General features: G+C 72.9%; 22 protein-coding genes, 4 pseudogenes and 1 riboswitch. Of the genes and pseudogenes, 18 read left to right on the forward strand and 8 right to left on the reverse strand.

Annotated features, from left to right (window positions below):
- Positions 1 to 44: 44 nt before the first annotated feature.
- Genes BEK98_RS18125 through BEK98_RS18135 form a run of 3 tightly spaced genes read right to left on the reverse strand, consistent with a single transcriptional unit; the run spans position 45 to position 2,912 of the window.
- Positions 45 to 1,442, reverse strand: coding sequence for an FAD/NAD(P)-dependent oxidoreductase (locus tag BEK98_RS18125; RefSeq protein ID WP_094217596.1), 1,398 nt, complete (start codon positions 1,440 to 1,442; stop codon positions 45 to 47).
- On the reverse strand, positions 1,435 to 1,737 hold the full coding sequence (locus BEK98_RS18130; protein WP_094217597.1) for a (2Fe-2S)-binding protein: 303 nt from the start codon (positions 1,735 to 1,737) through the stop codon (positions 1,435 to 1,437). The genes BEK98_RS18125 and BEK98_RS18130 overlap by 8 nt, the downstream gene beginning before the upstream one ends.
- Positions 1,734 to 2,912: an NAD(P)/FAD-dependent oxidoreductase gene (locus tag BEK98_RS18135; protein ID WP_094217598.1), complete on the reverse strand. Its 1,179-nt coding sequence runs from the start codon at positions 2,910 to 2,912 to the stop codon at positions 1,734 to 1,736. Before BEK98_RS18135 ends, BEK98_RS18130 begins: the two co-directional genes overlap by 4 nt.
- A 153-nt stretch (positions 2,913 to 3,065) precedes the next feature.
- On the opposite strand from BEK98_RS18135, the gene BEK98_RS50870 reads away from it, so the two are divergent.
- The 13 genes and pseudogenes from BEK98_RS50870 to BEK98_RS18190 all read left to right on the forward strand — a co-directional run bounded on the left by BEK98_RS50870 (position 3,066) and on the right by BEK98_RS18190 (position 15,623).
- Positions 3,066 to 3,188 (forward strand): putative leader peptide, encoded by a 123-nt coding sequence (locus BEK98_RS50870; protein WP_257033825.1) that lies wholly within the window; start codon positions 3,066 to 3,068, stop codon positions 3,186 to 3,188.
- Positions 3,189 to 3,353: 165 nt separating this feature from the next.
- Positions 3,354 to 4,241: a glutathione S-transferase C-terminal domain-containing protein gene (locus BEK98_RS18140; protein ID WP_094217599.1), complete on the forward strand. Its 888-nt coding sequence runs from the start codon at positions 3,354 to 3,356 to the stop codon at positions 4,239 to 4,241.
- Between the two features lie 78 nt (positions 4,242 to 4,319).
- Positions 4,320 to 4,430: riboswitch (SAM riboswitch) on the forward strand.
- Positions 4,431 to 4,463: 33 nt separating this feature from the next.
- A complete protein-coding gene (locus tag BEK98_RS49045) occupies positions 4,464 to 4,613 on the forward strand; it encodes a hypothetical protein (protein WP_167444200.1) in 150 nt (49 codons plus the stop codon).
- Between the two features lie 160 nt (positions 4,614 to 4,773).
- Positions 4,774 to 5,754: an amino acid ABC transporter permease gene (locus BEK98_RS18145; protein ID WP_094217600.1), complete on the forward strand. Its 981-nt coding sequence runs from the start codon at positions 4,774 to 4,776 to the stop codon at positions 5,752 to 5,754.
- Positions 5,751 to 6,548: an amino acid ABC transporter ATP-binding protein gene (locus BEK98_RS18150; protein ID WP_094217601.1), complete on the forward strand. Its 798-nt coding sequence runs from the start codon at positions 5,751 to 5,753 to the stop codon at positions 6,546 to 6,548. The genes BEK98_RS18145 and BEK98_RS18150 overlap by 4 nt, the downstream gene beginning before the upstream one ends.
- Before the next feature lie 68 nt (positions 6,549 to 6,616).
- Positions 6,617 to 7,642, forward strand: coding sequence for a transporter substrate-binding domain-containing protein (locus BEK98_RS18155; protein WP_094217602.1), 1,026 nt, complete (start codon positions 6,617 to 6,619; stop codon positions 7,640 to 7,642).
- 56 nt (positions 7,643 to 7,698) lie between these two features.
- Positions 7,699 to 8,527 (forward strand): annotated as a pseudogene (locus BEK98_RS18160) (GNAT family N-acetyltransferase).
- 68 nt (positions 8,528 to 8,595) lie between these two features.
- Entirely contained in the window at positions 8,596 to 8,706 is a 111-nt protein-coding gene (locus BEK98_RS51110; protein ID WP_341868975.1) for a putative leader peptide, read from the forward strand.
- Between the two features lie 127 nt (positions 8,707 to 8,833).
- A complete protein-coding gene (locus BEK98_RS18170) occupies positions 8,834 to 10,042 on the forward strand; it encodes an LLM class flavin-dependent oxidoreductase (protein WP_094217603.1) in 1,209 nt (402 codons plus the stop codon).
- A 19-nt stretch (positions 10,043 to 10,061) separates the two neighbouring features.
- Positions 10,062 to 11,438 carry an NtaA/DmoA family FMN-dependent monooxygenase gene (locus BEK98_RS18175; RefSeq protein WP_094217604.1) on the forward strand — a complete coding sequence of 459 codons (1,377 nt, stop codon included), beginning with the start codon at positions 10,062 to 10,064 and terminating at the stop codon, positions 11,436 to 11,438.
- Positions 11,435 to 12,514, forward strand: a complete 1,080-nt coding sequence (locus BEK98_RS18180) for an LLM class flavin-dependent oxidoreductase (protein WP_094217605.1) — start codon at positions 11,435 to 11,437, stop codon at positions 12,512 to 12,514. Before BEK98_RS18175 ends, BEK98_RS18180 begins: the two co-directional genes overlap by 4 nt.
- A 10-nt stretch (positions 12,515 to 12,524) precedes the next feature.
- Positions 12,525 to 13,654 (forward strand): annotated as a pseudogene (locus BEK98_RS18185) (LLM class flavin-dependent oxidoreductase).
- 184 nt (positions 13,655 to 13,838) lie between these two features.
- A complete protein-coding gene (locus BEK98_RS18190; RefSeq protein WP_094217606.1) occupies positions 13,839 to 15,623 on the forward strand; it encodes a LuxR family transcriptional regulator AbsR2 in 1,785 nt (594 codons plus the stop codon).
- Positions 15,624 to 15,646: 23 nt separating this feature from the next.
- Here BEK98_RS18190 and BEK98_RS18195 read toward each other — a convergent pair whose 3' ends face one another.
- Complete coding sequence (locus BEK98_RS18195) at positions 15,647 to 18,250, reverse strand: CHAT domain-containing protein (RefSeq protein WP_167444201.1); 2,604 nt, start codon at positions 18,248 to 18,250, stop codon at positions 15,647 to 15,649.
- A 146-nt stretch (positions 18,251 to 18,396) separates the two neighbouring features.
- Here BEK98_RS18195 and BEK98_RS18200 point away from each other — a divergent pair, with 146 nt between their 5' ends.
- The 3 genes from BEK98_RS18200 to BEK98_RS18210 are packed head-to-tail and all read left to right on the forward strand — an operon-like array spanning position 18,397 to position 20,941.
- Complete coding sequence (locus BEK98_RS18200) at positions 18,397 to 19,824, forward strand: S8/S53 family peptidase (RefSeq protein ID WP_094217608.1); 1,428 nt, start codon at positions 18,397 to 18,399, stop codon at positions 19,822 to 19,824.
- On the forward strand, positions 19,821 to 20,459 hold the full coding sequence (locus BEK98_RS18205; RefSeq protein ID WP_179852027.1) for an RNA polymerase sigma factor: 639 nt from the start codon (positions 19,821 to 19,823) through the stop codon (positions 20,457 to 20,459). The genes BEK98_RS18200 and BEK98_RS18205 overlap by 4 nt, the downstream gene beginning before the upstream one ends.
- A 5-nt stretch (positions 20,460 to 20,464) precedes the next feature.
- Positions 20,465 to 20,941: a hypothetical protein gene (locus BEK98_RS18210; protein WP_094217610.1), complete on the forward strand. Its 477-nt coding sequence runs from the start codon at positions 20,465 to 20,467 to the stop codon at positions 20,939 to 20,941.
- A gap of 46 nt (positions 20,942 to 20,987) precedes the next feature.
- Here the strand turns inward: BEK98_RS18210 and BEK98_RS18215 are convergent.
- Positions 20,988 to 21,185, reverse strand: a pseudogene (locus BEK98_RS18215) (cytochrome P450); the annotation flags it as partial.
- 101 nt (positions 21,186 to 21,286) lie between these two features.
- Positions 21,287 to 22,078, reverse strand: coding sequence for an N-formylglutamate amidohydrolase (locus BEK98_RS18220; protein ID WP_094217611.1), 792 nt, complete (start codon positions 22,076 to 22,078; stop codon positions 21,287 to 21,289).
- A gap of 80 nt (positions 22,079 to 22,158) precedes the next feature.
- Here BEK98_RS18220 and BEK98_RS18225 point away from each other — a divergent pair, with 80 nt between their 5' ends.
- Positions 22,159 to 22,500 carry a DUF5713 family protein gene (locus BEK98_RS18225; protein WP_094217612.1) on the forward strand — a complete coding sequence of 114 codons (342 nt, stop codon included), beginning with the start codon at positions 22,159 to 22,161 and terminating at the stop codon, positions 22,498 to 22,500.
- Between the two features lie 9 nt (positions 22,501 to 22,509).
- On the opposite strand, the pseudogene BEK98_RS50030 reads toward BEK98_RS18225, so the two are convergent.
- Both BEK98_RS50030 and BEK98_RS18235 read right to left on the reverse strand, forming a co-directional pair.
- Positions 22,510 to 22,751: pseudogene (locus tag BEK98_RS50030) on the reverse strand (homoserine O-acetyltransferase); the annotation flags it as partial.
- A 175-nt stretch (positions 22,752 to 22,926) separates the two neighbouring features.
- Positions 22,927 to 25,146 carry an NADP-dependent isocitrate dehydrogenase gene (locus BEK98_RS18235; protein WP_094217613.1) on the reverse strand — a complete coding sequence of 740 codons (2,220 nt, stop codon included), beginning with the start codon at positions 25,144 to 25,146 and terminating at the stop codon, positions 22,927 to 22,929.
- Positions 25,147 to 25,363: 217 nt separating this feature from the next.
- On the opposite strand from BEK98_RS18235, the gene BEK98_RS18240 reads away from it, so the two are divergent.
- Positions 25,364 to 26,908: a M1 family metallopeptidase gene (locus BEK98_RS18240; protein ID WP_094217614.1), complete on the forward strand. Its 1,545-nt coding sequence runs from the start codon at positions 25,364 to 25,366 to the stop codon at positions 26,906 to 26,908.
- Positions 26,909 to 26,938 lie beyond the last annotated feature (30 nt).

Here is a 26,938-nt window from a genome sequence, read left to right on the forward strand (position 1 = left end):
CATATTACTGAGGGGGAGAAGCGTGTGCACGCCTCCGGCGCCGGTCAGTCGGTCTCCTGCTCGGGCAGTGCCGCCAGCACCCCGAGGGGCACCGGCCGGGCGAACGGCCGGCGCCCGGGTGTGAACGGGCAGCCGGTCAGCCCGGCCACCGCGGGCCCGCAGATCCGGCCCTGGCACCAGCCCATCCCGGCCCGGGTGAGCAGCTTCACGGTGCGCACGTCGCCGGCCCCGAGCGTGTCGACCGCCGTACGGACCTGTTCAGCGGTGACCTCCTCGCAGCGGCACACCACCGTGTCGTCGGTGATCCGGTCGGCCCAGTCGGCGGGCGGGGTGTACACCGCGTCGAGTGCCGCGAAGAACTCCCGCAGCCGGGTACGGGACCGCGAGGCCGTGGCCCACCGGCGCGGGTCGGGCGTGGTGCCGTGCAGCCGGGCGGCGACGGAGCGGCCGGCGATGTGTCCCTCGGCGAGGGCGAGGGCCGCACCGCCGATGCCGGTGGTCTCCCCGGCCGCCCAGACGCCCGGCACATCGGTGCGCTGCTCGCCGTCGACCCGGACGTCCGTCCCGGACAGGGTGCAGCCGAGGGTCTCGGCGAGGTCGGTGTGCGGCAGCATGCCGTGCCCCACCGCGAGGGTGTCGCAGGGGATGCGGCGGGCGGTGCCGGGCCTGAGCCGTCCGTCCCGGTCGAGCCCGGCGACGGTGACCGCCTCCAGCCGGTCCGCGCCGTGCGCCTCCACGACGGTGTGCCGGGGCAGGACGCGGACACCGTGCCGTACCAACTGGCCGCTGTACCAAGCGCCTTCGGCGAGCTTGCCGGGCTGCGCGGCGAGGACCGGCGCACGCCGCACCAGGGCCTTCGGGTCGGCGGACTCGACCAGCGCGGCCACCCGGGCGCCCGCCGCCGCGAGTCCCGTGGCCACGGGCAGCAGCAGCGGCCCGGTGCCCGCGACCACGGCCGTACGGCCCGGCAGCACGAGGCCGCCCTTGAGCATGGCCTGCGCGCCGCCCGCGGTGACGACACCGGGGAGCGTCCAGCCCGGGAAGGGCAGCACCCGCTCGTAGCCGCCGGTGGCGAGCAGTACGGCGTCGGCGCGGACGGTGACACCCTCCTCCTGCGCGGGACCGCGCAGCGCGTGCACCGCGAAGGCACCCGATTCCCCTTCCACGCACCAGACATGGTGATCCGTCAGGTGGGTGACCCGCCCGGCGTCGACGTGCCGTTCGAGTCCGTCCCGCAGCCGTTCCCAGGTGCGCCACTGGTGGTGCAGGGCCTGGGGGCGGCGAGCGCCGAGCGCGGCGGCGGGCTGCCGGTAGAACTGCCCGCCCGCCTGCTCGGCCGCGTCGACCAGGGTCACACGCACGCCGCGCGCGGCCGCCGCCAGGGCCCCGGCCAGTCCCGCCGGACCCGCCCCGACGACGGCGAGATGCGGTCGCTCAGTCATCGTCCCGGCCCGTCCCCTCCTGTGTGCGGATCACATCACCCGGCCGTACCGGGACCAGACAAGCCCGTTGGTTCGCACGGTCGTTGACGGTCACCAGGCAGTCGAAGCACACCCCGATCCCGCAGAACACCCCGCGCGGCCGGCCCGCCCCGCGCGTGCTGCGCCAGGAGGTCACGCCGGCCGCCCACAGCGCGGCCGCGACCGTCTGGCCGGGCAGTGCCTCGACGGGCCGGCCGTCGAAGGTGACGGTGAACGCGGCACCCGGCCGTGCCTGGGCCAACTCCCATGGATTCACCGGTTGTTGTCTCCGTTCGTCCCAGGGGGTGCGGTCGCCTCGAACCGCTCCGGACGGAAGGGTCCGAGGTCCAGGTCCGGGGTCTTCCCGGTCAGCGCCTGGGCGACCAACCGCCCGGTGCCGGTGGCCAGTCCGATGCCCGCGCCCTCGTGCCCGCAGGCGTGGTACAGCCCGGGCACCCGGGGGTCGGGGCCGATCGCCGGGAGGTGGTCGGGCAGGTAGGGCCGGAACCCCGCGTACGTCCGCAGCGCGCTCACCCGCTCCAGGAAGGGGAACAGCCCGATCGCGCCGGCCGCCAGCGCCCGTACCGCCCGCAGGGACAACGAGCGGTCGAATCCGACCCGTTCACGGGTCGCGCCGATCAGGACCGGCCCGGCGGCCGTGCCCTCGACGACCGGCGAGGTCCTGAGCCCGGCCGAGTCGCTCGCCACGTCCGCCACGTAGTCCGCGGCGTACACCTTGTGCCGGACCATGCGCGGCAGCGGCTCGGTGACCAGGACGAAGCCGCGCCGGGGGAGGACCGGGAGGTGTGCGCCCGCCAGTGCGGCGAGGTCGCCGCCCCAGGTGCCGGCCGCGTTCACCACCGCCGGCGCGTGGATGTCCCCCTGGTCGGTACGGACGCCGAGCACCGCCCCGTCCGCCGCCCGCAGCACTCCGGTCACGGTCCGGCCGGTGTGCAGGCGGGCACCGGAGGCGCGGATCAGGTGGGCGGCGGCCAGCGCGGGCATCACCTGCGCGTCCTGCGGATAGCGGACACCGCCCGCCATACCGGGGGCCAAGTGCGGTTCCAGCTCGCGGAGTCCGGCCGCGTCGACGGGCTCGGCCGTCACACCGGCGGCGCGCTGGCCCGCGGCGAAGTCCGTCAGCGCGTCGAGCGTGCCGGACGTCGAGGCGACCACCACACCGCCCTTGGGTTCGTACTCGACCGACGCCCCCAGTTCCCCGGCCAGCTCCGCCCACAAGCGGGCGGACAGCAGGGCGAGTTCCAGTTCGGGGCCCGGCTCCTTGTCGGAGACCAGCAGGTTGCCCTCGCCGGCTCCGGTGGTGCCGCCGGCCACCGGGCCCCGGTCCACCACCCTCACGTCGAGGCCGGTCCGCGCGGCGTACAGCGCACAGGCCGCGCCCACCATCCCGGCTCCGACGACCACGACATCGCAGGTCAGTCGCTTCGCCACGGCAGTACTATGTCACATGTCGCACATTCTGAGGAGACCCCCGCGCCGGCCTCGTCACCCGTCCGGCGTCCCAGGCGTGGACGCCCCCTTGACGTCGTACGACGGCGGATCGACACTCCAGGGGAGGGAATCCTAGTGAACAGGTAGGGAAACATGGTGCGCCTCCAGACGGTCGTCGGCCGAGCGAGCCGTACGCCGTTGTACGCACCCCTTCTCACCTCCCGCCTGCACATCGACCTGCTGCGCGTCTGCAGCGCGATCAGCCCTCGGGGCTGAGCCTCCGGGGCTGAGGCGGGCCTTCAGGGGCTCGGCCGGTCCGCCCCTGAGCCGAGCCGGGCCTGCTGTCCCGGGCTTCCGGAGCCGGCAGGACGCCCTCCGCACCCACCGACCGACGACGCTTCCGCCGCGCGTACGTCCGCGCGCCCGCCACAGGGGAGACGCATGTCCATCACTCCGCTCGCCGCCGTCCCGACCGCCCACCGCACGGCCCCCGCCTTCCGGGGCCGGATCGGCCGGGACGCGCGCAGCGGCCACTACGCCGTCCCGCACCGCTACCGGCTCCATCTGTCCACCGCCTGTCCCGACGGACTGCGCCTCGCCATCGGCCACAGCCTCCTCGGCCTCGACGACAGCTGTCCGGTCACCTTCCTGCCCGCCGTCCCGGACCGTCCCGGCGGCGGCCACGCCGCCCTGCGACCGCTGTACGAGGCGAGCGCCCACCACTACACCGGACCGGCCCTCGCGCCGGTGCTCAGCGACGACTGGTCCGGACGCATCGTCAGCACCCACGCCCCGGACATCCTGCGCGACCTGGACCGCTTCCCCGGGGACGGGCGCCCCTCCCTGTACCCGTGCGGCGCGGAGAGCCAGATCGAAGCCGTCGAACGGCTCTGTGCCGAGGGCATCGAGGAGGCCGCGCAGCGCGCCGGACGGGCCGACGCCGACCCCGTCGAGCGGGCCGCCGCGCTCGAACAGCTGCTGGACACGCTGGGCAGGATCGAGCGGTACCTGGAAGGTGAGGAGTACCTCGTCGACGGCCGGCTCACCGCCGCCGACGTCGAGTTGTGGGTGACGCTGGTGCAACTGGACACCGTGCACCGCTGCCACCTCGACGCCTCCGCCGTGCACCGCATCGCCGGCCACCCGGCGCTGTGGGGCCACGCCCGCCGGCTGGCCGCCCACCCCGCCTTCGGCACCCACCTCGACCTCGACGGCATCGCCCGCCGCCACCACGAGCGCTGCCAAGGGCTGGAGGCCGCCGGAGCCGCCGTCCAGATCCTGGACTGGACGGGCCACGCGGCGGACGACCCGGGCACTTCCAGCAGGTGAGAGCCGACCGGGCAGGTCCATCCCTCGGACAGTCGTTGACATGTGAACGGCCAACTGCCTTTACTTACTGCACAGAACGGTCATGAGCGTCAGCGCCAAGCCCTGGCTCGCTGACCGGCAACCCTCGCATCGCGGTGGGGTGCCCCAGGTGACGACCGGACCGGACGACGAATTCGGTAAGCGCGAGGGCCCCGCAGGGCCGGAACAGTGACAGGTGACGCCATGTACGCAGCTCCCAGGACGGCCACCCGCCGCCCTCAGGGCTGCGTACGGTCGTCCGCGAACCTGCTGGTCGCCGACCGCGCCGTCGATCTGCTCCGCGTGAACAGCGCACTGTGTACCGCACCGGGCCGCGCCCGCTGTCGGGGCTGACACCTCCCCGCAGCCCCGCACTCCCCGACGAACACCGCCCGTGCGGTGTGCCGTTGCCCTCCCCGCCCCCGGTGCCCCCGCACACCCGTGCGCTGAGCATGCCGCCGTAGCGCACGGCTGCCGTGGCCCCCGGGGGTGTCCGACTCCGCCGGAGCCCACCATGAGTGAACCCCCAGGCGCCGCAGTGTCCCTCGCCGAGGCACCGTCCGCCGACGCCCCGTCAAAACCCCTCGCTGCACAGCGAGTTCTTCCGCTCAGGCGACCCGGACGCTGGATCGCCACCGCCGTCGTCCTGGTCCTCGTGGCCCAGTTCGTCCACGGCCTGACGACCAACCCCTTCTACCAGTGGGACCGCTTCGGGTACTGGTTCCTGCGGCCGACGATCCTCGACGGCCTGCTCATCACCCTCGAAGTAACGGCGTACAGCGCCGTGTTGGGCCTGCTCGGCGGCGTCCTCCTCGCGCTGGCCCGGCTCTCGAAGTCCCCGGTCCTGCGCGCGGTCAGCTGGACCTACGTGTGGGCGCTGCGCTCCATCCCACTGATCGTGGTGCTGCTCTTCCTCTACAACTTCAGTGCCCTGTACAAGACGTTGAGCGTCGGCGTCCCCTTCGGGCCGGCCTTCTTCTCCTTCGACGAGTCGAAGCTCGCCACCGACATGGTCATCGCCGTCATCGGCCTCAGCCTCAACGAGGCGGCCTACGCGGCCGAGGTCGTCCGGGGCGGCATCCTCTCCGTCGACCAGGGCCAGCACGAGGCGGCGGCCGCCCTCGGCCTGCCCAAGAGCTACCAGTTCACGAAGATCGTCTTCCCGCAGGCGCTGCGCTCGATCACCCCGAACTACGTCAACCAGCTCATCGGCCTGGTCAAGAGCACGTCGCTGGTCTTCTACGTCTCGCTCCTCGACCTGTTCGGCACCGCGCAGACCATGGGCGCCACCTACCCCGGCGACATCGTGCCGCTGCTGCTGGTCGTCACCGTCTGGTACCTGATCCTGACGAGCGTCGTCTCCGTCATCCAGTTCTACGTCGAGCGGTACTACGCCCGGGGCGCCAGCCGCAACCTGCCGCCGACGCCGTTGCAGCAGCTCCGTACGGGTCTGACCGACCTGCGAGCCCGCATCCGCAGGGAGGCCGCCGTATGACCGCGAAGACACTCGAGCCGCCGGCGGACGTCGAGGCCGCCACCGTCGAGGTGCACGACGTGCACAAGTGGTACGGCACCCACCGGGTGCTGAACGGCATCGACCTGACCGTGCGTCCGGGCGAGGTGACCGTCATCCTGGGCCCGTCCGGCTCCGGGAAGTCCACGCTGCTGCGGGTCATCAACCACCTGGAGAAGCCGGAGATCGGCCACGTCAGCGTCAACGACGAACTGATCGGCGTGAAGCGGCAGGGCGACCGGCTCAAGGAGCTGAGCGAGCGCGCCATCCTGGCCCAGCGCGGCCGGATCGGGTTCGTCTTCCAGAACTTCAACCTGTTTCCGCACCTGACGGTCCTGGACAACGTGGCCGCCGCCCCGGTCGCCACCGGCAGGCTCGGCAAGCCCGAGGCGCGGGAACTCGCCCGCGAACTCCTCGACCGGGTCGGCCTCGCCGACAAGACGGACGCCTACCCGCGCCAGCTGTCCGGCGGCCAGCAGCAGCGCGTCGCCATCGCCCGCGCCCTCGCCCTGCGCCCCGGCGTCATCCTCTTCGACGAACCCACCTCCGCCCTCGACCCCGAACTCGTCGGCGAAGTCCTCGCGGTCATCAAGGACCTGGCGTCCACCGGCACCACCCTCGTCATCGTCACCCACGAGATCGGCTTCGCCCGCGAGATCGCCGACCGGGTCGTCTTCATCGACGGCGGAAGGATCGTCGAACAGGGCCCGCCCTCCGAGGTCCTCGACAAGCCTCGGCACGAGCGGACCAGGGACTTCCTCAGCAAGGTCCTGTGACCCACCGCTCCCCACGACCTCCCCCCACGCCACCGCTCTCCTCACCCTCCCAGCGACAAGGAACGGCCATGTCTACCCACTTCACCCGACGCAGCCTGATACGCGGCATCACCGCGGCGACCGCCGTCGCCACCCTCGCCACCGGGCTCGCCGCCTGCGGTGGTGACAGCGACGCCGCCACCAAGACCGACGATGCCGCCTCCGGGAGCGTGACCGTCGGGCAGCTGTCCAACGGCGCGGCCAAGGAGACCGCCCTCAAGGTGTCCGAGGTGAAGTCGATCAGCGCCGAACTGCCCGACTCCGTCAAGAAGAGCGGCAACCTGGTCATCGGCATCGGCGCCCTGCCGTCCGGCTCCGCGCCCCTGGCCTACGTGGGCAGCGACCAGAAGACCATCACCGGCTCCGAGCCCGACTTCGGCCGCCTCGTCGCCGCCGTCCTCGGCCTGAAGCCGGAGATCAAGAACTTCACCTGGGAGAACCTCTTCGTCGGGCTCGACAGCGGCAAGGTGAACGTGGCCTTCTCGAACGTCACCGACACCGAGGAGCGGAAGAAGAAGTACGAGTTCGCCTCCTACCGGCAGGACAACCTCGCCTTCGAGGTGGCGAAGTCCAGCAAATGGAACTTCGACGGCAACTACGAGAACCTCGCCGGCAAGACCGTCGAGGTCGGTTCGGGCACCAACCAGGAGCGCATCCTCCTGGAGTGGCAGAAGAAGCTGCAGAGCGAGGGCAAGAAGCTCACCATCAAGCACTTCCCGGACAGCAACGGCACCTACCTGGCGCTCAACAGCGGCAAGATCGACGCCCACTTCGGCCCCAACCCGACCATCGCCTACCACATCACCCAGACGGCGAAGACGCCCAACGCCACCCGCAACGCCGGAACGTACTCCGGCGCCGGCTCCAGCCTCCAGGGCCTGATCGCCGCCACCGCTAAGAAGGACAGCGGCCTCGCCAAGCCGCTCGCCGACGCCGTCAACTACCTGATCAAGAACGGTCAGTACGCGAAGTGGCTGGCCGCCTGGAACCTCTCCAACGAGGCCGTCGCCAAGTCCGAGGTCAACCCGGCCGGACTGCCGCTGACCAACTCCTGACCAGTCGTCACACCGGCAGAAATACGCAAGTTGAGTTGAGAGAGGACTCCGCCTCCGTGACCCACCAGACCGATCTCCGCGGAGGCGGAGCCCTGTCCCTGCCCGCCGCCCCCGTCCTCGACAACGCGGTCTGGGCCGCCCTTGACGGTCCCCACGCCCATCTCGCCGAGCGAAGCGAGATGGGGGTCCCCCCCGGCCGAAGGCTGGGGGAGGGTCGGCCGCGCCGCCCGCTACCAGCCCGACATCTACGCGTACGCAGCCCTCGCCGACCCGGCAGACCCGGCCGCCTGGGCCGACCTGCACACGCTGGTCGGACCGGGAACGACCGTACGGATCAAGTCCGTTGACCAGGTTCCCGACGGATGGGAGGTCATCGGCGGCGGAGAAGGCGTCCAGCTCGTCGACACGGCGCTGCGGGCCGAGCCCGCCCCGGAGGCGGTACGGCTCGGACCCGTCGACGTGCCCGAGATCCTCGACCTGGTCGCCCGTACCAGGCCCGGCCCGTTCCTGAAGCGGACCGTAGAGATGGGCGCCTACCTCGGCATCCGGCACGAGGGCCGGCTGATCGCCCTGGCCGGGGAGCGGCTGCGGCTGCCCGGCTGGACGGAGATCAGCGCCGTGTGCACCGACCCGGAACACCGCGGCAGGGGGCTCGCCACCCGGCTGGTCCGCGCGGTCGCCGCGGGCATCAGGGAGCGCGGGGACACCCCGTTCCTGCACGCCGCGGCGGACAACACACCGGCGATCCGGCTGTACGAGTCGATCGGGTTCACCCTGCGCCGGCGCTCACGCATTCTGCAGCTCCGCAGCCCGGGAACACAGCTCGGCAGCCCGGGAACACAGTTCCGCGGCCCGGGAACATCCGGCGCCACCCGGGCGTTCTGACTCATGACGAGATCCGCCAGGCGGACGCCGACCCGGCCCGCCGCGCCCGACGGACGGAGGTGTGGGCCGTGACCCGTGTACTCCCGCTGCGCGTCCCGCAGTCGTACCGCTCCGTCCGCCTGCACTCCCGGCCGCACATCGACCTCCAGCGCGTGGCCGGCGCACTCTGTCGCCGCTGACTTCTCCCCGGACTCAAGGCTTCCTGTCGTAGCCAGTCCCGGGCTTCCCCCTGCCGCGCTCGCCCGCCGCCGACGCCCCGCTGTCGCGAGCCGGTGTTCTCGTACGGACATCCAGGAAGGCACCCACGTGTCGTCAACTCCCTCCCCTTCCCTGCATCTTGCCGTCGCCCTGGACGGCACCGGCTGGCACCCGGCCTCCTGGCGCGAGCCGGTGGCCCGGCCCCGGGACCTGTTCACCGCCGGTTACTGGGCCGACCTGGTCGCCGAGGCCGAGCGCGGGCTGCTCGACTTCGTGACCATCGAGGACGGCCTCGGCCCGCAGTCCTCCGGTTTCCTCGAACCGGACGACCGCACCGACCAGGTCCGCGGCCGTCTGGACGCCGTGCTGATCGCCTCCCGCATCGCCCCGCTGACCCGGCACATAGGCGTGGTTCCGACGGTGGTGGCCACCCACACGGAGCCGTTCCACATCTCCAAGGCGATCGCCACCCTCGACTACGTGAGCACCGGCCGTGCCGGACTGCGCGTGCAGATCACCGCCCGGCCGAACGAGGCCGCCCACTTCGGCCGCCGCACGATCCCCCTGATCGACGCCTACGACAGCCCGTCCGCCCAGGAGCTGGTCACGGAGCTGTTCGACGAGGCCGCCGACCATGTGGAGGTGGTGCGCCGGCTCTGGGACAGCTGGGAGGACGACGCGGAGATCCGGGACGCGGCCACGGGCCGCTTCGTCGACCGGAACAAGCTGCACTACATCGACTTCGAGGGACGCCACTTCAGCGTCAAGGGCCCCTCCATCACGCCCCGCCCGCCCCAGGGACAGCCGGTCGTCACCGCCCTCGCCCACGACACCGTGCCCTACCGGCTCGTCGCCCGCCAGGCCGACGTCGGCTATGTCACCCCGCACGACACCGACCAGGCGCGTGCGATCGTCGCCGAGATACGCGCCGAGCAGGCCGTGGCGGGCCGCGCCGACCAGACCCTGCACGTCTTCGGTGACCTCGTCGTCTTCCTCGACGACGACCCGGCCGCGGCCACGGCCCGCCGTGAGCGCCTCGACGCCCTCGCGGGGGATCCGTACACCAGCGACGCCCGGATCTTCGCCGGTACGCCCGCCCAACTCGCCGATCTGCTGGAGGAGTTGGGGGCGGGCGGGCTGACCGGGTTCCGGCTGCGGCCCGCCGTACTCGGCCACGACCTGCCCCGGATCACCCAGGGGCTCGTGCCCGAACTGCGGCGCCGTGGCCTGTTCCGGCAGGCCTACGAGGCCGACACCCTGCGCGGCCTGCTCGGGCTCGCCCGCCCCGCCCACCGCTACGCCGCAGCCATCGCCTGAGCCGGAGGAACGCACGACCATGAGCAAGCCGCTGAAGCAGATCCACCTGGCCGCCCACTTCCCCGGCGTCAACAACACCACCGTGTGGAGCGACCCGGCCGCCGGCAGCCACATTGAGTTCAGCTCCTTCGCGCACTTCGCCCGCACCGCCGAACGCGCCAAGTTCGACTTCCTGTTCCTCGCCGAGGGACTCAGGCTGCGCGAACAGGGCGGGCAGATATACGACCTGGACGTCGTCGGCCGCCCCGACACCTTCACCGTGCTGGCCGCGCTGGCCGCCGTCACCGACCGGCTCGGCCTGACCGGCACCATCAACTCCACCTTCAACGAGCCCTACGAGGTGGCCCGCCAGTTCGCCAGCCTCGACCACCTCTCCGGCGGCCGCTCCGCCTGGAACGTGGTCACCTCCTGGGACGCCTTCACCGGGGAGAACTTCCGCCGCGGCGGCTTCCTGCCGCAGGAGGAGCGCTACTCCCGCGCCAAGGAGTTCCTGGCCACCGCGAACGAACTGTTCGACTCCTGGCGGGGCGACGAGATCCTCGCCGACCAGGCCACCGGCACCTTCCTGGGCGACGCCAAGGCCGGCGCCTTCGTGCACCAGGGGCAGCACTTCGACATCCACGGCCGCTTCAACGTCCCGCGCTCCCCGCAGGGCCGCCCGGTGATCTTCCAGGCCGGCGACTCCGACGAGGGCCGCGAGTTCGCCGCATCGAGCGCGGACGCGATCTTCAGCCGGTACTCCACCCTCAAGGAGGGCCAGGCCTTCTACACGGACGTCAAGGGACGCCTCGCCAAGTACGGCCGCCGGCCCGACCAGCTGCTCATCCTGCCCGCCGCGACCTTCGTCCTCGGCGACACCGACGAGGAGGCCGCCGAACTCGCCCGCGAGGTGCGCCGGCAGCAGGTCAGCGGCGCCACCGCGCTCAAGCACCTGGAGTTCGTCTGGAACCGGGACCTCTCCGGCTACGACCCGGAGGGCCCGCTGCCCGACGTCGACCCTCTGGTCGGCGAGGACCACATCTCCCGGGGGCGCGCCCAGGTGCGGATGTACCGCGACCCGATCGCCATCGCCCGCGAGTGGCGGGAGCTGGCCGCCGCCAACGGCTGGTCCATCCGCGACCTGGTCATCAACACCGGCAACCGGCAGACCTTCGTCGGTTCCCCGGCCACCGTCGCCCGGACCATCAACGAGTTCGTGCAGGCCGACGCCTCCGACGGCTTCATCCTCGTCCCGCACATCACCCCCGGCGGCCTCGACCCCTTCGCCGACAAGGTCGTACCGCTCCTCCAGGAACAGGGCGTCTTCCGCACCGAGTACGAGGGCACCACCCTGCGCGACCACCTCGGCCTCGCCCACCCGGACGCCGACTCCGCGGCCGAGCGGGCCGCGTCATGAAGTTCCTCGCCATCACCCTGATCGTGCACCGCCCGGACCCGGTCACCGGCAGACAGAAGCCGACGCACGACCGTTTCCGCGAGGTCCTCGACAACGCGGTGCTCGCCGAGGAACTGGGCTTCGACGGATTCGGCGTGGGGGAGCGGCACGAGCGGCCGTTCATCTCGTCCTCGCCGACGGTGGTGCTCAGCCACATCGCCGCGCTCACCCGGCGCATCCGGCTCTTCACCACCGTCACCACGCTGAGCCTGCTCGACCCGGTCCGCGCCTACGAGGACTACGCGACGCTGGACCATCTCTCGGGCGGCCGCCTCGACCTGATCATCGGCAAGGGCAACGGCGCCGCCCAGCGCGAACTGTTCCAGGTCACCCCCGAGGACCAGTGGGACCGCAACGCCGAGAGCTACGAGGTGTTCCGGCGGATCTGGCGGCAGGACAGGGTCACCGCCGACACCCGCTTCCGTCCGCCGCTGACGGACGCCGAGGTCTGGCCGCGGCCGTACCAGCAGCCCGTCCGGGTCTGGCACGGCAGCGCGACCAGCAAGGAGAGCGTGGACCTCGCCGCCCGCTACGGCGACCCGCTGTTCTCGGCCAACGTGACCAACCCGATCGAGCCGTACGCCGAGCTGATCCGCTACTACCGGGAGCGCTGGGAGCACTACGGCCACGACCCCGCGGACATCGCGGTCGGCGCGGGGTCGGCGGGCCTGTACGTGGCCCGCACCTCGCAGGAGGCGCTGGACGTCTACCGCCCGGTCTTCGAGAGCAACCTGGCGTTCCAGAGGAAGGCCGGCCTGCCCGTGGTCTTCGAGACGCTGGAGGACTTCGTGGAGCGCAGCTCGGCGCTGATCGGCAGCCCCCAGCAGGTCATCGAGAAGGTCCACCGCTACCACGAGCAGTTCGGGCACACGGTGCTGCACCTGCACGCGGACGCCGGCGGACTGACGGACACCCGGCACCGGGACTCCCTCGAACGTTTCCAGGGCGAGGTCGCGCCGGTGCTGCGCAAGGACATCCCGGACCCGCCGTTCGCCTGGGCCCCGGTGCTGCCCGCGCCCGTACCCGCCCACCTCTGAGGAGCCGCCCGTGTCCGCCGACATCCCCCTCGGTGTCCTCGACCTGGTCCCGATCCCGTCCGGGTCCACCGCCGGCCAGGCCCTGCGCAACTCCGTCGACCTGGCCCGGCAGGCCGAGCGCCTCGGCTACGCCCGCTACTGGTTCGCCGAGCACCACCTCAACCCCGGCGTCGCGGGTACGTCCCCCGCGGTGCTGCTCGCGCTGACGGCCGAGGCCACCTCCACCATCCGGCTCGGCTCGGGCGCCGTCCAGCTCGGGCACCGCACCGCGCTCAGCACGGTCGAGGAGTTCGGCCTGCTCGACGCGCTGCACCCCGGCCGCTTCGACCTCGGCCTCGGCCGCTCCGGCGGCCGCCCGCCGGCCGGGAAGGCGGCCGCGCCGCCGACGCTCACCCCGGTGGTCGACGGCCGCGCCCCGAACGGCCTGCTCATCCCGCCCCGCTTCTCCTTCGAGCAGCTCCTCGGCTCGCCCGCATCGCCCTGCAGCGCAGACTGCTCCTGCTGCCGGGCGCCGAGTCCCAGGACTACGCCGAGCAGACGGACGACATCCTCGCCCTGCTGGCCGGCACCTACCGCTCCCCGGAGGGCGTCGAGGCACATGTCGTGCCGGGTGAGGGGGCCGACGTCGAGGTGTGGGTCCTCGGCAGCAGCGGCGGGCAGAGCGCCGAGGTCGCGGGCGCGCGTGGCCTGCGGTTCGCGGCGAACTACCACGTCAGTCCGGGCACGGTCCTGGAGGCGGTGGACGGCTACCGGTCCTTCTTCCAGCCGTCCGACGTCCTCGACAAGCCCTACGTCAGCGTCTCCGCGGACGTCGTGGTCGCCGAGGACGACACGACGGCCCGGGAACTCGCCACCGGCTACGGCCCCTGGGTGCGCAGCATCCGCACCGCGGAGGGCGCCATCGCGTTCCCGACCCCCGACGAGGCCCGCGCGCACCCCTGGTCCGACGAGGACCGGGCCCTGGTCCAGGACCGGGTCGACACCCAGTTCGTCGGCTCGCCGGGCCGCGTCGCCGACCAGCTGGAGCAACTCCGGGAAGCCACGGGCGCCGACGAACTGCTCATCACGACCATCACCCATGACCACGCGGACCGGGTCCGCTCCTACGAACTCCTCGCCGAGGAGTGGCGCCGCAGGTGAACGGCGTATCGGCGTGCCCGGCGGACGTATCCCTCCCCCGAAGGCTACGTCCGCCGGACCGCTTCCCCCGGTGCCGGACGGTGGCTCGGACTGCAAGGGTGCCCTCCCCCGGGGGCCGGACGCCTGAGTCGGGGTCTACTCAAGTCGCCCTGTATCAAACCTGAGTAGTCGCGCTCCATTTGGAGTGACGACTTACGAGCAGGACGCGAAGACGCTCGAACTGCCCTGGCCGTTCACCGGCCGGGAGGACGAACTGGAGCTGGTGCGCAGGTCGTTGGCGGCCGGACGGCCCGGCATCGTGGTGACCGGACCGGTGGGCTGCGGCAAGACCCGGCTGATCACGGAGGCGGTCCGGGGCACGGACTGCGCCCGGGTGACCGGGACGCCCGAGACCCGTGGACTGCGCTTCGCCGCCTTCGCGCACCTGCTGCCCGACACCGTCTCGCTGCACCGGGCGGTGCACCTCCTGTCCGGCGTACGGCTCCTCGTCGTCGACGACGCCCATCTGCTGGACGAGGCCTCCGCCGCGCTCGTCCACCAGCTCGCCGTGCACGGACGCACCCGCCTGGCCGTGGCGGCCACGGACGGGGTACCGGCGCCGGGCGCGGTGGCCCGGCTGTGGACGGGGGAGCTGCTGCCCCGTCTGACGCTGGAGCCGCTGCCCCGCCAGGACGCCGCCCAACTGCTCGCCGCGGCCGGTCTGGAGCCGCTCACCATGGGACGGCTGCACCGGATGTGCCAGGGGGATCTGCGGCTGCTGCGCGACCTGCTGGGCGCGCTGCGCCAGTCCGGCGGACTGGCCCGCGTCCCGGGCGGCGACGAGTGGGCGTGGCGCGGCCCGGTCCCGGTCACCGAGAGCGTCCGCGACCGCCTCGCCCCCGCCCTGGAGCGGCCCGACGGCGACGAGCGCGAGACACTCGACCGGCTCGCCTTCGCCGAGCCCCTGCCGCTCGCCCTGGACGAGCTGGACCTGGACGTCCTCGAACGCCTGGAGGCGAACGGCCTGATCGAGGTCGACGACGAGGGCTCCGTCACCCTGGCCCACCCCCTGCACGGCCCGGCCCTGCGCGCCACCGCCGGCCGGCTGCGGGCCCGGCGGCTGGCCCGCACACCCGACCGGTGCGGTCCGGCGCTGGAGGCCGAACAGGCTTCACTGGAGCGCGGGTTGGCGCTGCAGGACGTGCGGGCCGTACCGACGCCGGTGGGGGACTGGCTGCTGTCCGAGGGGCTGCCCGTCCCCGCCCGGTACGCGGTCGTTCGGGCTCGGTACGCCCGGCTGCGGGGGGAGCTGCGAGAAGCGGCGGCGTGGGCGCGGGAGGGGCTGCGGGCGGCCCCGGACGACGCGGACTGCGGTACGGAACTCGACTTAATCGCCGGGCAGCTGGGCGAGATGACGGCAGGCGGTGTGTGGGCCGCGGCGGCCCGCGGCGACCTCGATTCCGCCCTGGCCGGGATCGCCGGGGACGATGTGTTCGCGCACTACGACGCCGTACGCCTCGGTGCGCCCGAGCGGGCCGCGGGGCGGCTCCCGGGCGACGGGGTGTTCGGGCAGCACGCCGACGCGCTCGCCCGGGGTGACGGGCCCGCGCTGGACCGGGTCGCCGAGGCACTGGAGGGGCGCGGCTTCCTGCTGTTCGCGGCCGAGGCACACGCGCAGGCCGTGCGCGCCCACCGCGATCCGCGCGCCGCCCGGCTCTCCCGGACCCGTGCGGTCGCGCTGGCCCGCCGCTGCCAGGGTGCCCGCACCCCGGCGCTGTCCGGACTCGTCCTCGGCGAACTCACCGCGCGCCAACGGCAGATCGTCACCCTCGCGGCGGCGGGCCTGAGCAACCGGCAGATCGCCGAGAGGCTGACGCTGTCGGTCCGTACCGTCGGCAACCACCTGTACAGCGCCTACACGCGGCTCGGTGCCAGCGACCGCGGGGCCCTGCCGTGGCTCACGGATCTGCCGGAGGCGGAACCGGCCTGAGGCGAGCCCCGCACCGGACGCACTCACGCCGCCCCGAACGCCGCGAACGCCCATCCCGTCGCCTGGTGGACCGGGTCGCCGGGCTGGGCGGCGCGGGCGTCGCGCAGGGCCTCGGCCAGGCTCAGGCCCGCGTCGAGGCCCTTGTGGAGGGCGACCATCAGGGGGACCACCGCGGCGTCGTTGACCGGCGCGCTGCTCGCCACGACCCCCGCCGTGCCCAGCGGGAGCAACGCGGTGACCAGGCCGAGGAGTTCGTCGGCGCCGACCGAGGCGAGGCGGGCGGTGTCGCAGCTGGAGAGGATGATCCGGTACGGGCTGCGGGCCAGGCGCTCGAAGTCGTGCACGATCAGCGGGCCGTCCGCCATCCGCAGGGCCGAGAACAGCGGGCTGTCGGCGCGGAACGTGCCGTGCGCGGCCAGGTGCGCGAGGGCCGCACCGTCCAGGTCCTCCAGCACCTGGGGGACCTGCGCCGCCTCGCCCTCCAGGACCGTCGCCGTGCCGTAGCGGTCAGCCAGTTCGGGCACCTCCGCGCCACCCGTGGCGAGGCCGGGGCCGCGCACCAGGACGTGCCGGCCGCCGGACGGCGGCTCGGTCTCCCGGGCCCGCAGCCAACTGCCCGCGGACGGCGACACGCTGAGCACCCGCTCCCGCAGCGCGGGCAGCAGCGCCCACGGCACCCGGTGCAGCGCGCCGGGCGGCACGATCACCACCGGACCTGACCCGAGGTGCGGTACGGCACCGCCCAGCAGCAGCTCCTGCAGGCGCTGTCCCGCCGCCTCCACCAGCGGCAGCCGGGCCTCGCCTCCGGGGTGCGCGAGCCGTCGTAGCCCGGCCTGCACGTGCTCGGCCTCCGCCACCGCCTCCGCGAGCGCGCCGCCCGGGAACCGCCGTACCCGGCCCTGCCCGCAGAGCAGGATGTGCACCTGACCGTCCACGACGGCGAGTTCGACCAGCCGCGCCTCGCCCAGCCGGTCCAGCAGGCGGCCCGCGTCGAAGCGGTCGCCCTCGCCCGGTCCGTCGCCGCGCGTGTGATGGGTTCGGGAACGGATCTCCCGTTCCAGCCGCCGCTGTTCGCGCTCCAGTGCCGGGATCGGGCGGCCCTCCCTGCGGGCTTCCTCCGCCCGGGCCGCTATCTCCCGGTAGGCGGTGAGGCTGCCGAGCAGCGCGGGGTCGGCGGGCGGCCGGGTGGGCGGCGCGGACAGCACGGTCGCCCGCCAGCGCTCGCTCCACTCCAGCAGCCGCCGCGGACCACCGTTCTCGAAGCTCGCCTCCTGGGCGAGCGCGGCCAGTTCGGCGCCCTGCGCGGTGGCGCGGGCCCGCAGCTCGGAGGCGCCGAGCGTCATCCGGTGGTCGTCGAGGACGTCCAGGCCGCGCCGGCAGGCCTCCAGCACACCGCGCCCGGAACCCGCCGCCCGGGCCCGCAGCGCCTGCGCGGCCCAGCCCGTGACCCGGGCCGGCGGCGGACCGCCGTGCCGGCTGCGCGCGGCCACCGCCAGGTGCCGCTCCGCGTCAACCGTCCGGCCGAGGGCGAGCGCGATCCGGCCGGCGAGCAGGGAGGCCTCGGGCGCCGCGGGCGACCCGAAGGAGGCCAGCCGCTCGGCGACCGCCGCCGCGTCCGCGACGAGCCGCCCCGACCGGCGCCCGGCCGCCGCCCGCGCCTCGATGAGCACCAGCCGGGCATGCGTCTCCCACCAGGTCCGCCGCTGTCCCGCGAACAGCCGTACGGCATGGGCGGCGCGGGCGATGGCGGTGTCCGGGTCCCCGGCCGACCGGGCGGCCCGCGCGGCCGCCAGCAGCAGCTCGGCCTTGCGGGTGGACTGCCCGCCCATCCGGTCCAGCAGCGCGATCGCGGTGTCCGCCTCCGCCAGCGCCTCCGGGGCGAGTCCCGCCGCCATCAGCACCTCACACCGCCGGATGGACAGCATGAACGTGGGCGTGCCGAGCTTGCCGTACCGCTCCTCGGCCTCGTCCAGCAGCCGCAGCGCCGCCGGGATGTCCCCGGACCGGAACGCGGCCAGGCCCCGGCTCTCCACCGCATCCGCCTTGTCGTGCTCCTGGCCGGTGGTCTCCCACAGCCGCTCGGCGGCCGTGAAGTCCGCGACCGCCCGGTCCACCGCGCCCTGCGCCAGATGCACCGTGGCCCGCAGGGTCAGCGCCCGCGCGGTCCAGATGCCGTCGCCGGCGTGCCGCAGCACCGGAAGCGCCCGCCGTACGTCCTCCAGGGACTCCCGGTGATGCCCCAGCACCCACCACACATAGGCCCGCCGGTACAGCACCCGTGCCCTGGTGTGTCCGCTGCCCCGCGCGACACCCTGCTCGAACGACGCCAGCCCCTGCCGCGTGCGCCCCGCGTGCACCAGTGCGACCCCGAGCGTGGCGAGCACGTCCGCCTCCCGCTCGGCCGACTCGGCGCGCGCGGCGAGGTCCCGGGCCCTGCGCAGATGCCGCAGGGCGATCCTCAGATCGCCGAAGTCCCGCTGCCAGATGCCGAGTACCTGATGGGCGACGCTGGCGTGCAGCGGCGACGGATCGGTGTGCAGTACCTGATCCGCGCGTGCCCTGGCCTCGCCCGGATCGGCGAACACCATGGGCAGCAGCTCGAGGACCGACTCGCTTCCCGCTGTCACCCCTCGCATGGTAGTGGCCTGGGCAAACCCGTCACACGGGTTCTCCGTGGTCTCCTCGGGCTGTACCGCACGTACTTGCGGGCTGTATCAATCGGTCGTCGGGCGACTCTGACTGTCGGAGCACCGCCTCAGGGGGAGGACACACCATGGCACCACAGCGATTCCACGAGCAGTTCCACCACATCCAGGGCTCGATGCCCGACGTTCCCCTGGCCATGGGCCCGGACGACGACGCGCACTTCCTCTACGAGAAGGGCGTCGTCCTCGCCCGCGACGGCGAGGAGGCCCGCCTGGTCGAGGACACCGTGCGCACCCACTTCACCGACACCCGGGGCCTGGTCGCCGACCATGTGCGCCGGGCCGGCCCGGAGACCAACCGCACCGGCGTCACCCGCATCCAGGTCGGCGACCCCGCCCAGGGCGACGACGTCGTCCCGCACGCCCTGCGCGCCCTCCGGGAGGCCGAGGGACGCCAGGGGCGCCGGCTGGTCCGCCGCAACCACGTGATCCACATCGCCCCGGTCAACGCCTGCCCCGGCGACGAGCCCGTGCCCGCGCCGCGCAGCGAGCCGCCCAACCCGGCGGCGCAGGAGGGCCGCCACGACCCGGACACCGCCGTCGCCGTCCTCGTCATCGACACCGGTCTGGTGCACGACTACCGGTCCTACTCTCTGCTCGCCCACACCACCGGCGACCCGCAGGTGACCGAGACCGGCGCCGACGGAGTGCTCCACCAGTACGTCGGCCACGGCACGTTCATCGCCGGGATCGTCGCGGCCGTCGCACCCAACACCGACGTCACCGTGCGGGGCACGCTCGACGACGTGGGCGCCATCCTGGAGTCGGAGTTCGGCGCGAAGCTGTTCGAGGCCGTCGACCAGGGCGGCTGGCCCGACATCCTCAGCCTCTCCGCCGGCACCTCCACGGGCTCCGGTGAGGGCCTGATCGGCCTCGAGGCGTTCATGCGCGAACTCCGCGAGCAGCGCACGCTGCTGGTGGCCGCCGCGGGCAACAACGGCAGCGACACCCCGTTCTGGCCGGCCGCCTACGCGGCCCTGCCGGAGTACGCGGACAGCGTGCTGTCGGTCGGCGCGCTGCGCGGGGACGGCGAGTCGGGCGCCTGCTTCAGCAACCACGGCCCCTGGGTGCAGGTCTACGCCCCGGGCGAGCGCCTGACCAGTGCCCTCACCGGCTTCGACATCCCCGTGCCGTACGTCTACCAGCACTCCACCTACGACGCCTGCCGCTTCGGCTGCACCTACGCCTGCACCTGCCAGTACCCCCGCCACACGGGCGTGCTGAGCGAGGCGGGCGAGAACACCGCGGCCAAGCCCGACCAGGTGATGTTCGACGGCCTCGCGCAGTGGAGCGGCACCTCCTTCGCCACCCCGGCCGTCGCCGCGCTCGTCGCCGCCCACATGACGGCGCACAAGGAGCGCGACCCGCGCGCGGCCCGCGCACAACTGCTCGGCTCCCTCACGGAATCCGCCGAGGTGCGCGGGGCGCACGTTCCGGCGCTGCGGCCGCCCACCTGGCGCCCGGTTCCCGTCGCGATCCCGGCCCGGCCCGCATGAGGTCCGGAACCCTCCGCTCCACGGCGTACGATGACCTGCCGTACACGAGGGGTGGAGCCGTGGACCGTACAGAGGTCGGGGCGCTGGTCCGGTCTGCCGTCGACGGCGACGCCGCGGCCTGGAAGGCGCTGGTGGAAGGGATGAGTCCGCTGGTGTGGTCGGTGGTGCGCGCACACCGGCTCTCGGACGCCGACGGGCACGAGGTCTACCAGACCACGTGGTTCCGCTTCGCCCAGCACCTCGGCCGTCTCCGGGAGCCCGACAAGGCGGGCTCCTGGCTCGCCAGCACGGCCCGGCACGAGTGCCTGAAGGTGCTCAAAGGGCTGACGCGGCTGACGCTGACCGACGATCCGCAGGTGCTGGACCGGGCGAGCGAGGAGCGGACCCCGGAGCAGACCCTGATCGACGCCGAAGAAGAGGCGGACCAGGCCGAGCGGATCCGCCGGCTGTGGCAGGAGTTCGAGGCACTCGGCGAGCGGTGCAGGCAGCTGCTGCGGGTGCTGATCGCCTCGCCGCCGCCGAGCTATCTGGAGGTGTCGGCCGCGCTCGGTATCGCGGTCGGCAGCATCGGGCCCCTGCGCCAGCGCTGCCTGCGCCGGCTGCGGGCCCGGTTGGACGCACGGGGGGCGGCATGAGTGACATGCACGGGAACGGATTTCCCGAAGAGGACTTCGACGACGCCGGGTTCGACGGCGATCTGCTGGAGGAGGAGCTGCGCCAGGCGGCCGCCGTCCTGGACCCCGTCCCCGTCGGGCTGCGCCAACTGGCGCTCGAAGCCTACGCGTTGCACGACCTGGACGCCCGGATCGCCGAGCTGACCTTCGACTCGCTGGTGGACGCGCTGCCGGTCAGGGGAGTGCCGGAGGCCCCGCGGATGCTGACCTTCCGCGCGGGCGAACTGACCGTCGACGTCGAGGTCACCGGGGAGGGGCTGATCGGCCAGGTGCTGCCGCCGCAGTCGGCGCGCATCGAGGTGCTGGGCGGCCCGCAGACGACCCGCCCGGTCACGGTCGACACCCTGGGCCGCTTCACCAGCGACCAGCCGCCCACCGGCCCGTTCGCCCTGCGGCTGCGGACCGGCGGCGAGGTGATCGTCACGGAGTGGCTGCGGGCCTGAACCGGCTCACCAGGTCCGGAACCGGGTCACCGGGTCCCGAACCGGGTCACCAGGTGACGGGCTGCGTCCGCGGTCCGCGGATCATCGTGCGGTGCCGCCGGCGCACCTGCTCGGGCGGCACCGCGAGGCGCAGCCCGGGCAGCCGGTCCAGCAGCATGTCGACCAGCAGCTCGGTCCGCAGCCGGGCGAGGACGGCGCCGGTGCGGTAGTGCGGGCCGTTGCCGAAGGCCAGGTGCGGGTACGGGCGGCACGGCCTGTCCGCCGAGCGCGATCTCCTCGGTCGGCATGCCCCCAGCCTCGTACGCGCCCCGCCCGCTGTCCTGCGGGAGTGCTCCGGCCGGAGGGCTACAGGGCGTTCACGAGCGCGGCCAGCGCACCGGCGAGCCGCTCCAGACCCGGCCCGGCCGGCCCGCCCGGCTCGGTCATGTACGTGTCCCGCCGGATCTCCACCATCAGCGCGCTCACCCGCCGGTCCCGCCCGTAGTACTCCAGCGGCACATAGGTCCCGCTGAACGGACTGTCCAGCCCCGTCTCCCCGCACCCCGCGAACGCCTTCCGCGCGGCCTCCCTCAGCTCCGCCGGCGTGTGGAAGGCGTCCGTGCCGAGGCACACGGGCGGCCGCGGCCCTGTCCCGTGCAGCTCGTACGGCAGCGCCTCGCTCGGGTAGGAGTGGACATCGATCACGACCGCCCGCCCGGTCGCGGCGAGCCGCCCGGCCACCGCCTCGGTCATCGCCCGCGCATAGGGCCGGAAGTACCGCTCGACCAGGGGCTCGGGGTCGGTGTCCGCGGCCCGCAGCTCGCCCCGGTGCGCGGTCCGCGTGTACACGGCCCCCATCCCCACGGCGAGCATCTCCTCCCGCTCGTCCGGGAACCGCTCCGGGTCCACGACCAGCCGCGACAGCCGGTTGACGAACCGCCAGGGGGTGACCCCGGCCAGCCCCGCCGCCCGCTCGGCGATCAGGGCGGTGTGCGCGTCGGTGATGTGGTCCAGCTCCAGCCCGAGCGCCGCGTCGTCCAGCAGGATCCCTTCCCGCACGTCCTGCGGAATCGCCCGCGCGGAATGCGGCACATGCAGCAGCACGGGCGACTCGGCGGCACCCGGGAGGAGTTCGAACGAGGGGGCGGACTCGGGCACGGGCTGCTCCAGGGGCGTTGTCAGTGGCGTGGTGCAGGATCAAGGTGTCACACCAGCACCGAGCGAGGGCGGGCGGGAGCATGCCGATCAGCAACACCCGGGTGGCCGAACACCCCTTCCTGGAGGGCCTGTACAAGGACGGGTACTTCCCGGACCACGTCGTGGACAAGGGCAAGGCCATCCTGGTCGCTCTGTGCGAGCGCATCGAGGCGGAGCGGCCCGCGGACCTGGCCGCGCTCTACCGGCTCACACACGCCGCCACCGAGGAGTTCAACGCCCTGGAGGCCGAGTTCGAGGCGGCCGACAGCGAGATCGAGACCGTGGCCCGCGAGGAGATAGGCGGCGACTTCCGGTTCGTCGCGCGGGCCTACGGCTTCGAGGACGCGGACACCGAGGATCTGATCGCCACCCGGGAGTGGTGAGCGGATAGAGCCGGGGGGCGGATGGCCGGGCCCGGCGGGGCCGGAGACATGGCTGTCCCCGGTGAGCGCGTGCAACACCAGCACGGCGTTGGAGCGGTCGGGCGCGAGCCGCCCCCAGGTCTCGAACGCCGGCCGCGCCTCGGGCAGTTCACCGCCCGCCTCCAACGGCAGCGGTTTCTCCGCGACGTACCACCGGCGCCGCCCGGGCGGGTCCCCTCCCGCCAGGCCCCGGTGGCCGGCGGACCGAACAGGCTTGTACGAAACGTGACATGAGGCCGTCACATACGACATGTTGCCGCAATCCTGTGCGGCATCGGCGCAGTGGCGAGGGGGTCCCCGGACATGACTCCGCCCCGGCCGGGGGTACCGGCCGGGGCGGAGTCTCGGTCACGGCTGCGGCTCAGGCGCCGCAGGTGGCCGCAGGTGTCAGCTCAGGGAAGCGAGCGCCTCGTTCCAGGTGGCCGACGGGCGCATGATCGCGTCCGCCTTGGCCTTGTCGACCTGGTAGTAGCCGCCGATGTCGGCCGGGGAGCCCTGGACCGCGAGCAGCTCGTCGACGATCGTCTGCTCGTTCGCCGCGAGGGTCTCGGCGAACGGGGCGAAGGCCTTCGCCAGGTCGGCGTCGTCGGTCTGCTGGGCCAGCTCCTGCGCCCAGTACAGGGACAGGAAGAAGTGGCTGCCGCGGTTGTCGATGCCGCCGACGCGACGGGTCGGGGACTTGTCCTCGTTGAGGAAGGTCGCCGTGGCGCGGTCGAGGGTGTCGGCGAGGACCTTGGCGCGGGCGTTGCCGGTGGCCGTCGCGTACTGCTCGAAGGCCGGCACCAGGGCGAAGAACTCACCGAGCGAGTCCCAGCGCAGGTAGTTCTCCTTGACCAGCTGCTGGACGTGCTTCGGCGCGGAGCCGCCGGCGCCCGTCTCGAACAGACCGCCGCCCGCCATCAGCGGGACGACCGACAGCATCTTGGCGCTGGTGCCCAGCTCCAGGATCGGGAACAGGTCGGTCAGGTAGTCACGCAGCACGTTGCCGGTCACCGAGATGGTGTTCTCGCCGCGGCGGATGCGCTCCACCGACAGCTTGGTGGCCTCGACCGGGGAGAGGATCTTGATGTCCAGGCCCTCGGTGTCGTGCTCCGGCAGGTACTGCCGCACCTTGGCGATCAGGTTGGCGTCGTGGGCGCGGCCCTCGTCCAGCCAGAACACGGCCGGGTCGCCGGTGGCGCGGGCGCGGGTGACGGCCAGCTTGACCCAGTCGCGGATCGGGGCGTCCTTGGTCTGGCAGGCGCGGAAGATGTCGCCCTTGCCGACCGGCTGCTCGATCAGGACGTTGCCGGCCTGGTCGACGACGCGGACCGTGCCCGCGGCCGGGATCTCGAAGGTCTTGTCGTGGGAGCCGTACTCCTCGGCCTTCTGCGCCATCAGGCCGACGTTCGGGACCGAGCCCATGGTCGACGGGTCGTAGGCGCCGTGGGCGCGGCAGTCGTCGATGGCGGCCTGGTAGACACCGGCGTAGGAGGAGTCCGGGATCACCGCGAGGGTGTCGTGCTCCTGGCCGTCCGCGCCCCACATGTGGCCGGAGGTGCGGATCATCGCCGGCATGGAGGCGTCGACGATGACGTCGGAGGGCACGTGCAGGTTGGTGATGCCCTTGTCGGAGTCGACCATGGCGAGGGCCGGGCCCTCGGCCAGCTCGGCGTCGAAGGAGGCCTTGATCTCGGCGCCCTCGGGCAGGCTCTCCAGGCCCTTGAGGATGCCGCCCAGACCGTCGTTGGGGGTCAGGCCGGCCGCGGCGAGCGTCTCGCCGTACTTCGCGAACGTCTTCGGGAAGAACGCGCGCACCACGTGACCGAAGATGATCGGGTCGGAGACCTTCATCATCGTGGCCTTCAGGTGCACGGAGAAGAGGACGCCCTCCTCCTTGGCGCGGGCGACCTGCGCGGCGAGGAAGGTGTTCAGCTCGGCGACGTGCAGGACGGAGGCGTCGACGACCTCGTCCTTCAGGACCGGTACGGACTCGCGCAGCACGGTGGTGGTGCCGTCCTCGCCGACCAGCTCGATCTTCAGGGCGCCGGCCTCGGAGATCACCACGGACTTCTCGGTGGAGCGGAAGTCGTTCTCGCCCATGGTCGCCACGTTGGTCTTGGACTCGGAGGTCCAGGCGCCCATGCGGTGCGGGTGGGTCTTGGCGTAGTTCTTCACCGAGGCGGGGGCGCGGCGGTCGGAGTTGCCCTCACGCAGGACCGGGTTGACGGCGGAGCCCTTGACCTTGTCGTAGCGGGCGCGGATCTCGCGCTCCTCGTCGGTCTTCGGGTCGTCCGGGTAGTCCGGCAGCGCGTAGCCCTTGCCCTGCAGCTCGGCGACGGCGGCGCGCAGCTGCGGGATGGACGCCGAGATGTTCGGCAGCTTGACGATGTTGGCCTCGGGCGTCTTGGCCAGCTCGCCCAGCTCGGCCAGCGCGTCGGGGATGCGCTGGTCCTCGTTCAGGTACTCCGGGAAGTGGGCGATGATGCGTCCGGCCAGCGAGATGTCCCGGGTGTCGACGGCGACACCCGCCTGCGAGGCGTACGCCTGGATCACCGGCAGGAACGAATGCGTCGCCAGGGCCGGGGCCTCGTCTGTGTAGGTGTAGAAGATGGTCGAGTCAGTCACCGGGTGCTCCGCTCCACGTCTGCAACATTGCTCGACATCAAGATATCTCGTGATCGGGCTGGGCTCGACAGGGGTCCTGGCCGGAAAACATGCCGCACGGGTGCAACCGCTACCCCGTCTCTGTGGTCATGACAAACGATCGCTCGCTGACCACGCGCGATCGCCCACTGACCGGCGGCCGGCCCTGACCCTCCGGCCGCCCGAGCGAAGGCGGACGATGAGATATCGCACCCGAGTGACGGCCCCGGCGGCCGTCCTGATCGGTACGACGGCTGCGCTGACCCTGGGCTCCCCGGCCCGGGCCACCCCGGGCAGGCGTACGGGGGACCCGGGCCCGGAGACCCTGGGCGACCCCGTCTTCCCGGCCCTCGGCAACGACGGCTACCGCGTGTCGGCGTACCACCTGGACCTGGCCTACGACCCCACGACCAGGCTGGTCGACGCCACCGCCACCCTGCGGATCCGCACCACCCGGGCACTGAGCCGCTTCTCCCTCGACGCCCTCGGCCTGGACATACGCTCCGTGTGCGTCGGGGGCCGCACGGCCGTCTGGGAGCAGGCCGACGAGAAACTGCGCGTCACGCCCGACCGGCCGCTCCCGGCCAAGGCGGTCGCGACCGTGCGCGTCGCGTACTCCGCCGACCCGCGCCGCACCCTCGCGCACACCGCCTGGGTGCCCACCGCGGACGGCTTCGCGATCTGCCCCCAGCCGAACTCCGCGCACACCGTCTTCCCGTGCAACGACCACCCCTCGGACAAGGCGGACTTCAGCTTCCGCGTCACCGTCCCGAACGGGGTGCGCGGTGTCGCGAACGGCCTGCTCACCGACGTCGAGGAGGTGGACGGCGACCGTACGGCGTACTCGTACCGCTCGGCCTCCCCGATCGCCACCGAACTCGTCCAGATCACGGTCGGCGACTATGTGATCAAGGACCGCGAGGGCCCGCACGGCCTGCCGCTGCGCGACGTCGTGCCCACCGCGCGCGCCACGGCCCTGGAGCCGGCCCTCGCGCTCACCCCCGGCCTGGTGACCTGGCTGGAGGAGCGGCTGGGTGCCTTCCCGTTCGAGACGTACGGCCTGCTGCCGTGCAACTCCGACGACCCGAAGGCCTTCGACTTCACCGGTCTTGAGACCCAGACCCTCACCCTGTACAAGCCGAACTTCCTGCTCCAGGAGGAGAAGAAGATCGGCTCGCACATGATGCACGAGCTGGTCCACTCCTGGTTCGGCAACCTGGTCAGCCCGGCCACCTGGGCCGACCTGTGGCTGAACGAGGGCCACGCCGACTTCTACGGGCTGCTCTACCGCTACGAGCGCGGCTGGGCCGACTCCCTGGGCCTCACCACCATGGAGGCCCGGATGAAGGACACCTACGCGCGCGGCGACCAGTGGCGCCGCGACTCGGGCCCGGTGGCCGCGCCCAACGAGGTGAACCTCTTCGACAGCCAGCGCTACCTGGGTGGCGTGCTCGTCCTGTACGCCTTCCGGCAGCTGGTCGGCGAGGACGTCTTCCACGCCGTCGAGCGCACCTTCCTGGACCGCTTCCGCAACTCCTCGGCGTCGACGGACGACTACATCGCCGTCGCCTCGGAGGTCTCCGGCCAGGACCAGACCGGCTTCCTGCGCGACTGGCTCTACGGCACGAAGACCCCGCGCATGCCCGGCCACCCCGACTGGACGGTCAACCCGGTCAGCTCGTCCTTCGCGGCCCCGCACAGCCGGCGCGGCGGCCACTGGCACGAGAACTCCGCGACGCTCTGACCACCCCTGACCCCCGCCACGAACTGCCCG

The organism is Streptomyces diastatochromogenes (assembly GCF_002242805.1).
Lineage (GTDB): Bacteria > Actinomycetota > Actinomycetes > Streptomycetales > Streptomycetaceae > Streptomyces > Streptomyces diastatochromogenes.

Excerpts from the sequence above, each read along its gene's own strand:
- BEK98_RS18125 (WP_094217596.1), bottom strand. The coding sequence starts at position 1,442 with ATGACTGAGCGACCGCATCTCGCCGTCGTCGGGGCGGGTCCGGCGGGA.
- BEK98_RS50870 (WP_257033825.1), top strand. The coding sequence starts at position 3,066 with ATGGTGCGCCTCCAGACGGTCGTCGGCCGAGCGAGCCGTACGCCGTTG.
- BEK98_RS18140 (WP_094217599.1), top strand. The coding sequence starts at position 3,354 with ATGTCCATCACTCCGCTCGCCGCCGTCCCGACCGCCCACCGCACGGCC.
- BEK98_RS49045 (WP_167444200.1), top strand. The coding sequence starts at position 4,464 with ATGTACGCAGCTCCCAGGACGGCCACCCGCCGCCCTCAGGGCTGCGTA.
- BEK98_RS18145 (WP_094217600.1), top strand. The coding sequence starts at position 4,774 with ATGAGTGAACCCCCAGGCGCCGCAGTGTCCCTCGCCGAGGCACCGTCC.
- BEK98_RS18150 (WP_094217601.1), top strand. The coding sequence starts at position 5,751 with ATGACCGCGAAGACACTCGAGCCGCCGGCGGACGTCGAGGCCGCCACC.
- BEK98_RS18155 (WP_094217602.1), top strand. The coding sequence starts at position 6,617 with ATGTCTACCCACTTCACCCGACGCAGCCTGATACGCGGCATCACCGCG.
- BEK98_RS18175 (WP_094217604.1), top strand. The coding sequence starts at position 10,062 with ATGAGCAAGCCGCTGAAGCAGATCCACCTGGCCGCCCACTTCCCCGGC.
- BEK98_RS18180 (WP_094217605.1), top strand. The coding sequence starts at position 11,435 with ATGAAGTTCCTCGCCATCACCCTGATCGTGCACCGCCCGGACCCGGTC.
- BEK98_RS18200 (WP_094217608.1), top strand. The coding sequence starts at position 18,397 with ATGGCACCACAGCGATTCCACGAGCAGTTCCACCACATCCAGGGCTCG.
- BEK98_RS18205 (WP_179852027.1), top strand. The coding sequence starts at position 19,821 with ATGAGGTCCGGAACCCTCCGCTCCACGGCGTACGATGACCTGCCGTAC.
- BEK98_RS18210 (WP_094217610.1), top strand. The coding sequence starts at position 20,465 with ATGCACGGGAACGGATTTCCCGAAGAGGACTTCGACGACGCCGGGTTC.
- BEK98_RS18225 (WP_094217612.1), top strand. The coding sequence starts at position 22,159 with ATGCCGATCAGCAACACCCGGGTGGCCGAACACCCCTTCCTGGAGGGC.
- BEK98_RS18240 (WP_094217614.1), top strand. The coding sequence starts at position 25,364 with ATGAGATATCGCACCCGAGTGACGGCCCCGGCGGCCGTCCTGATCGGT.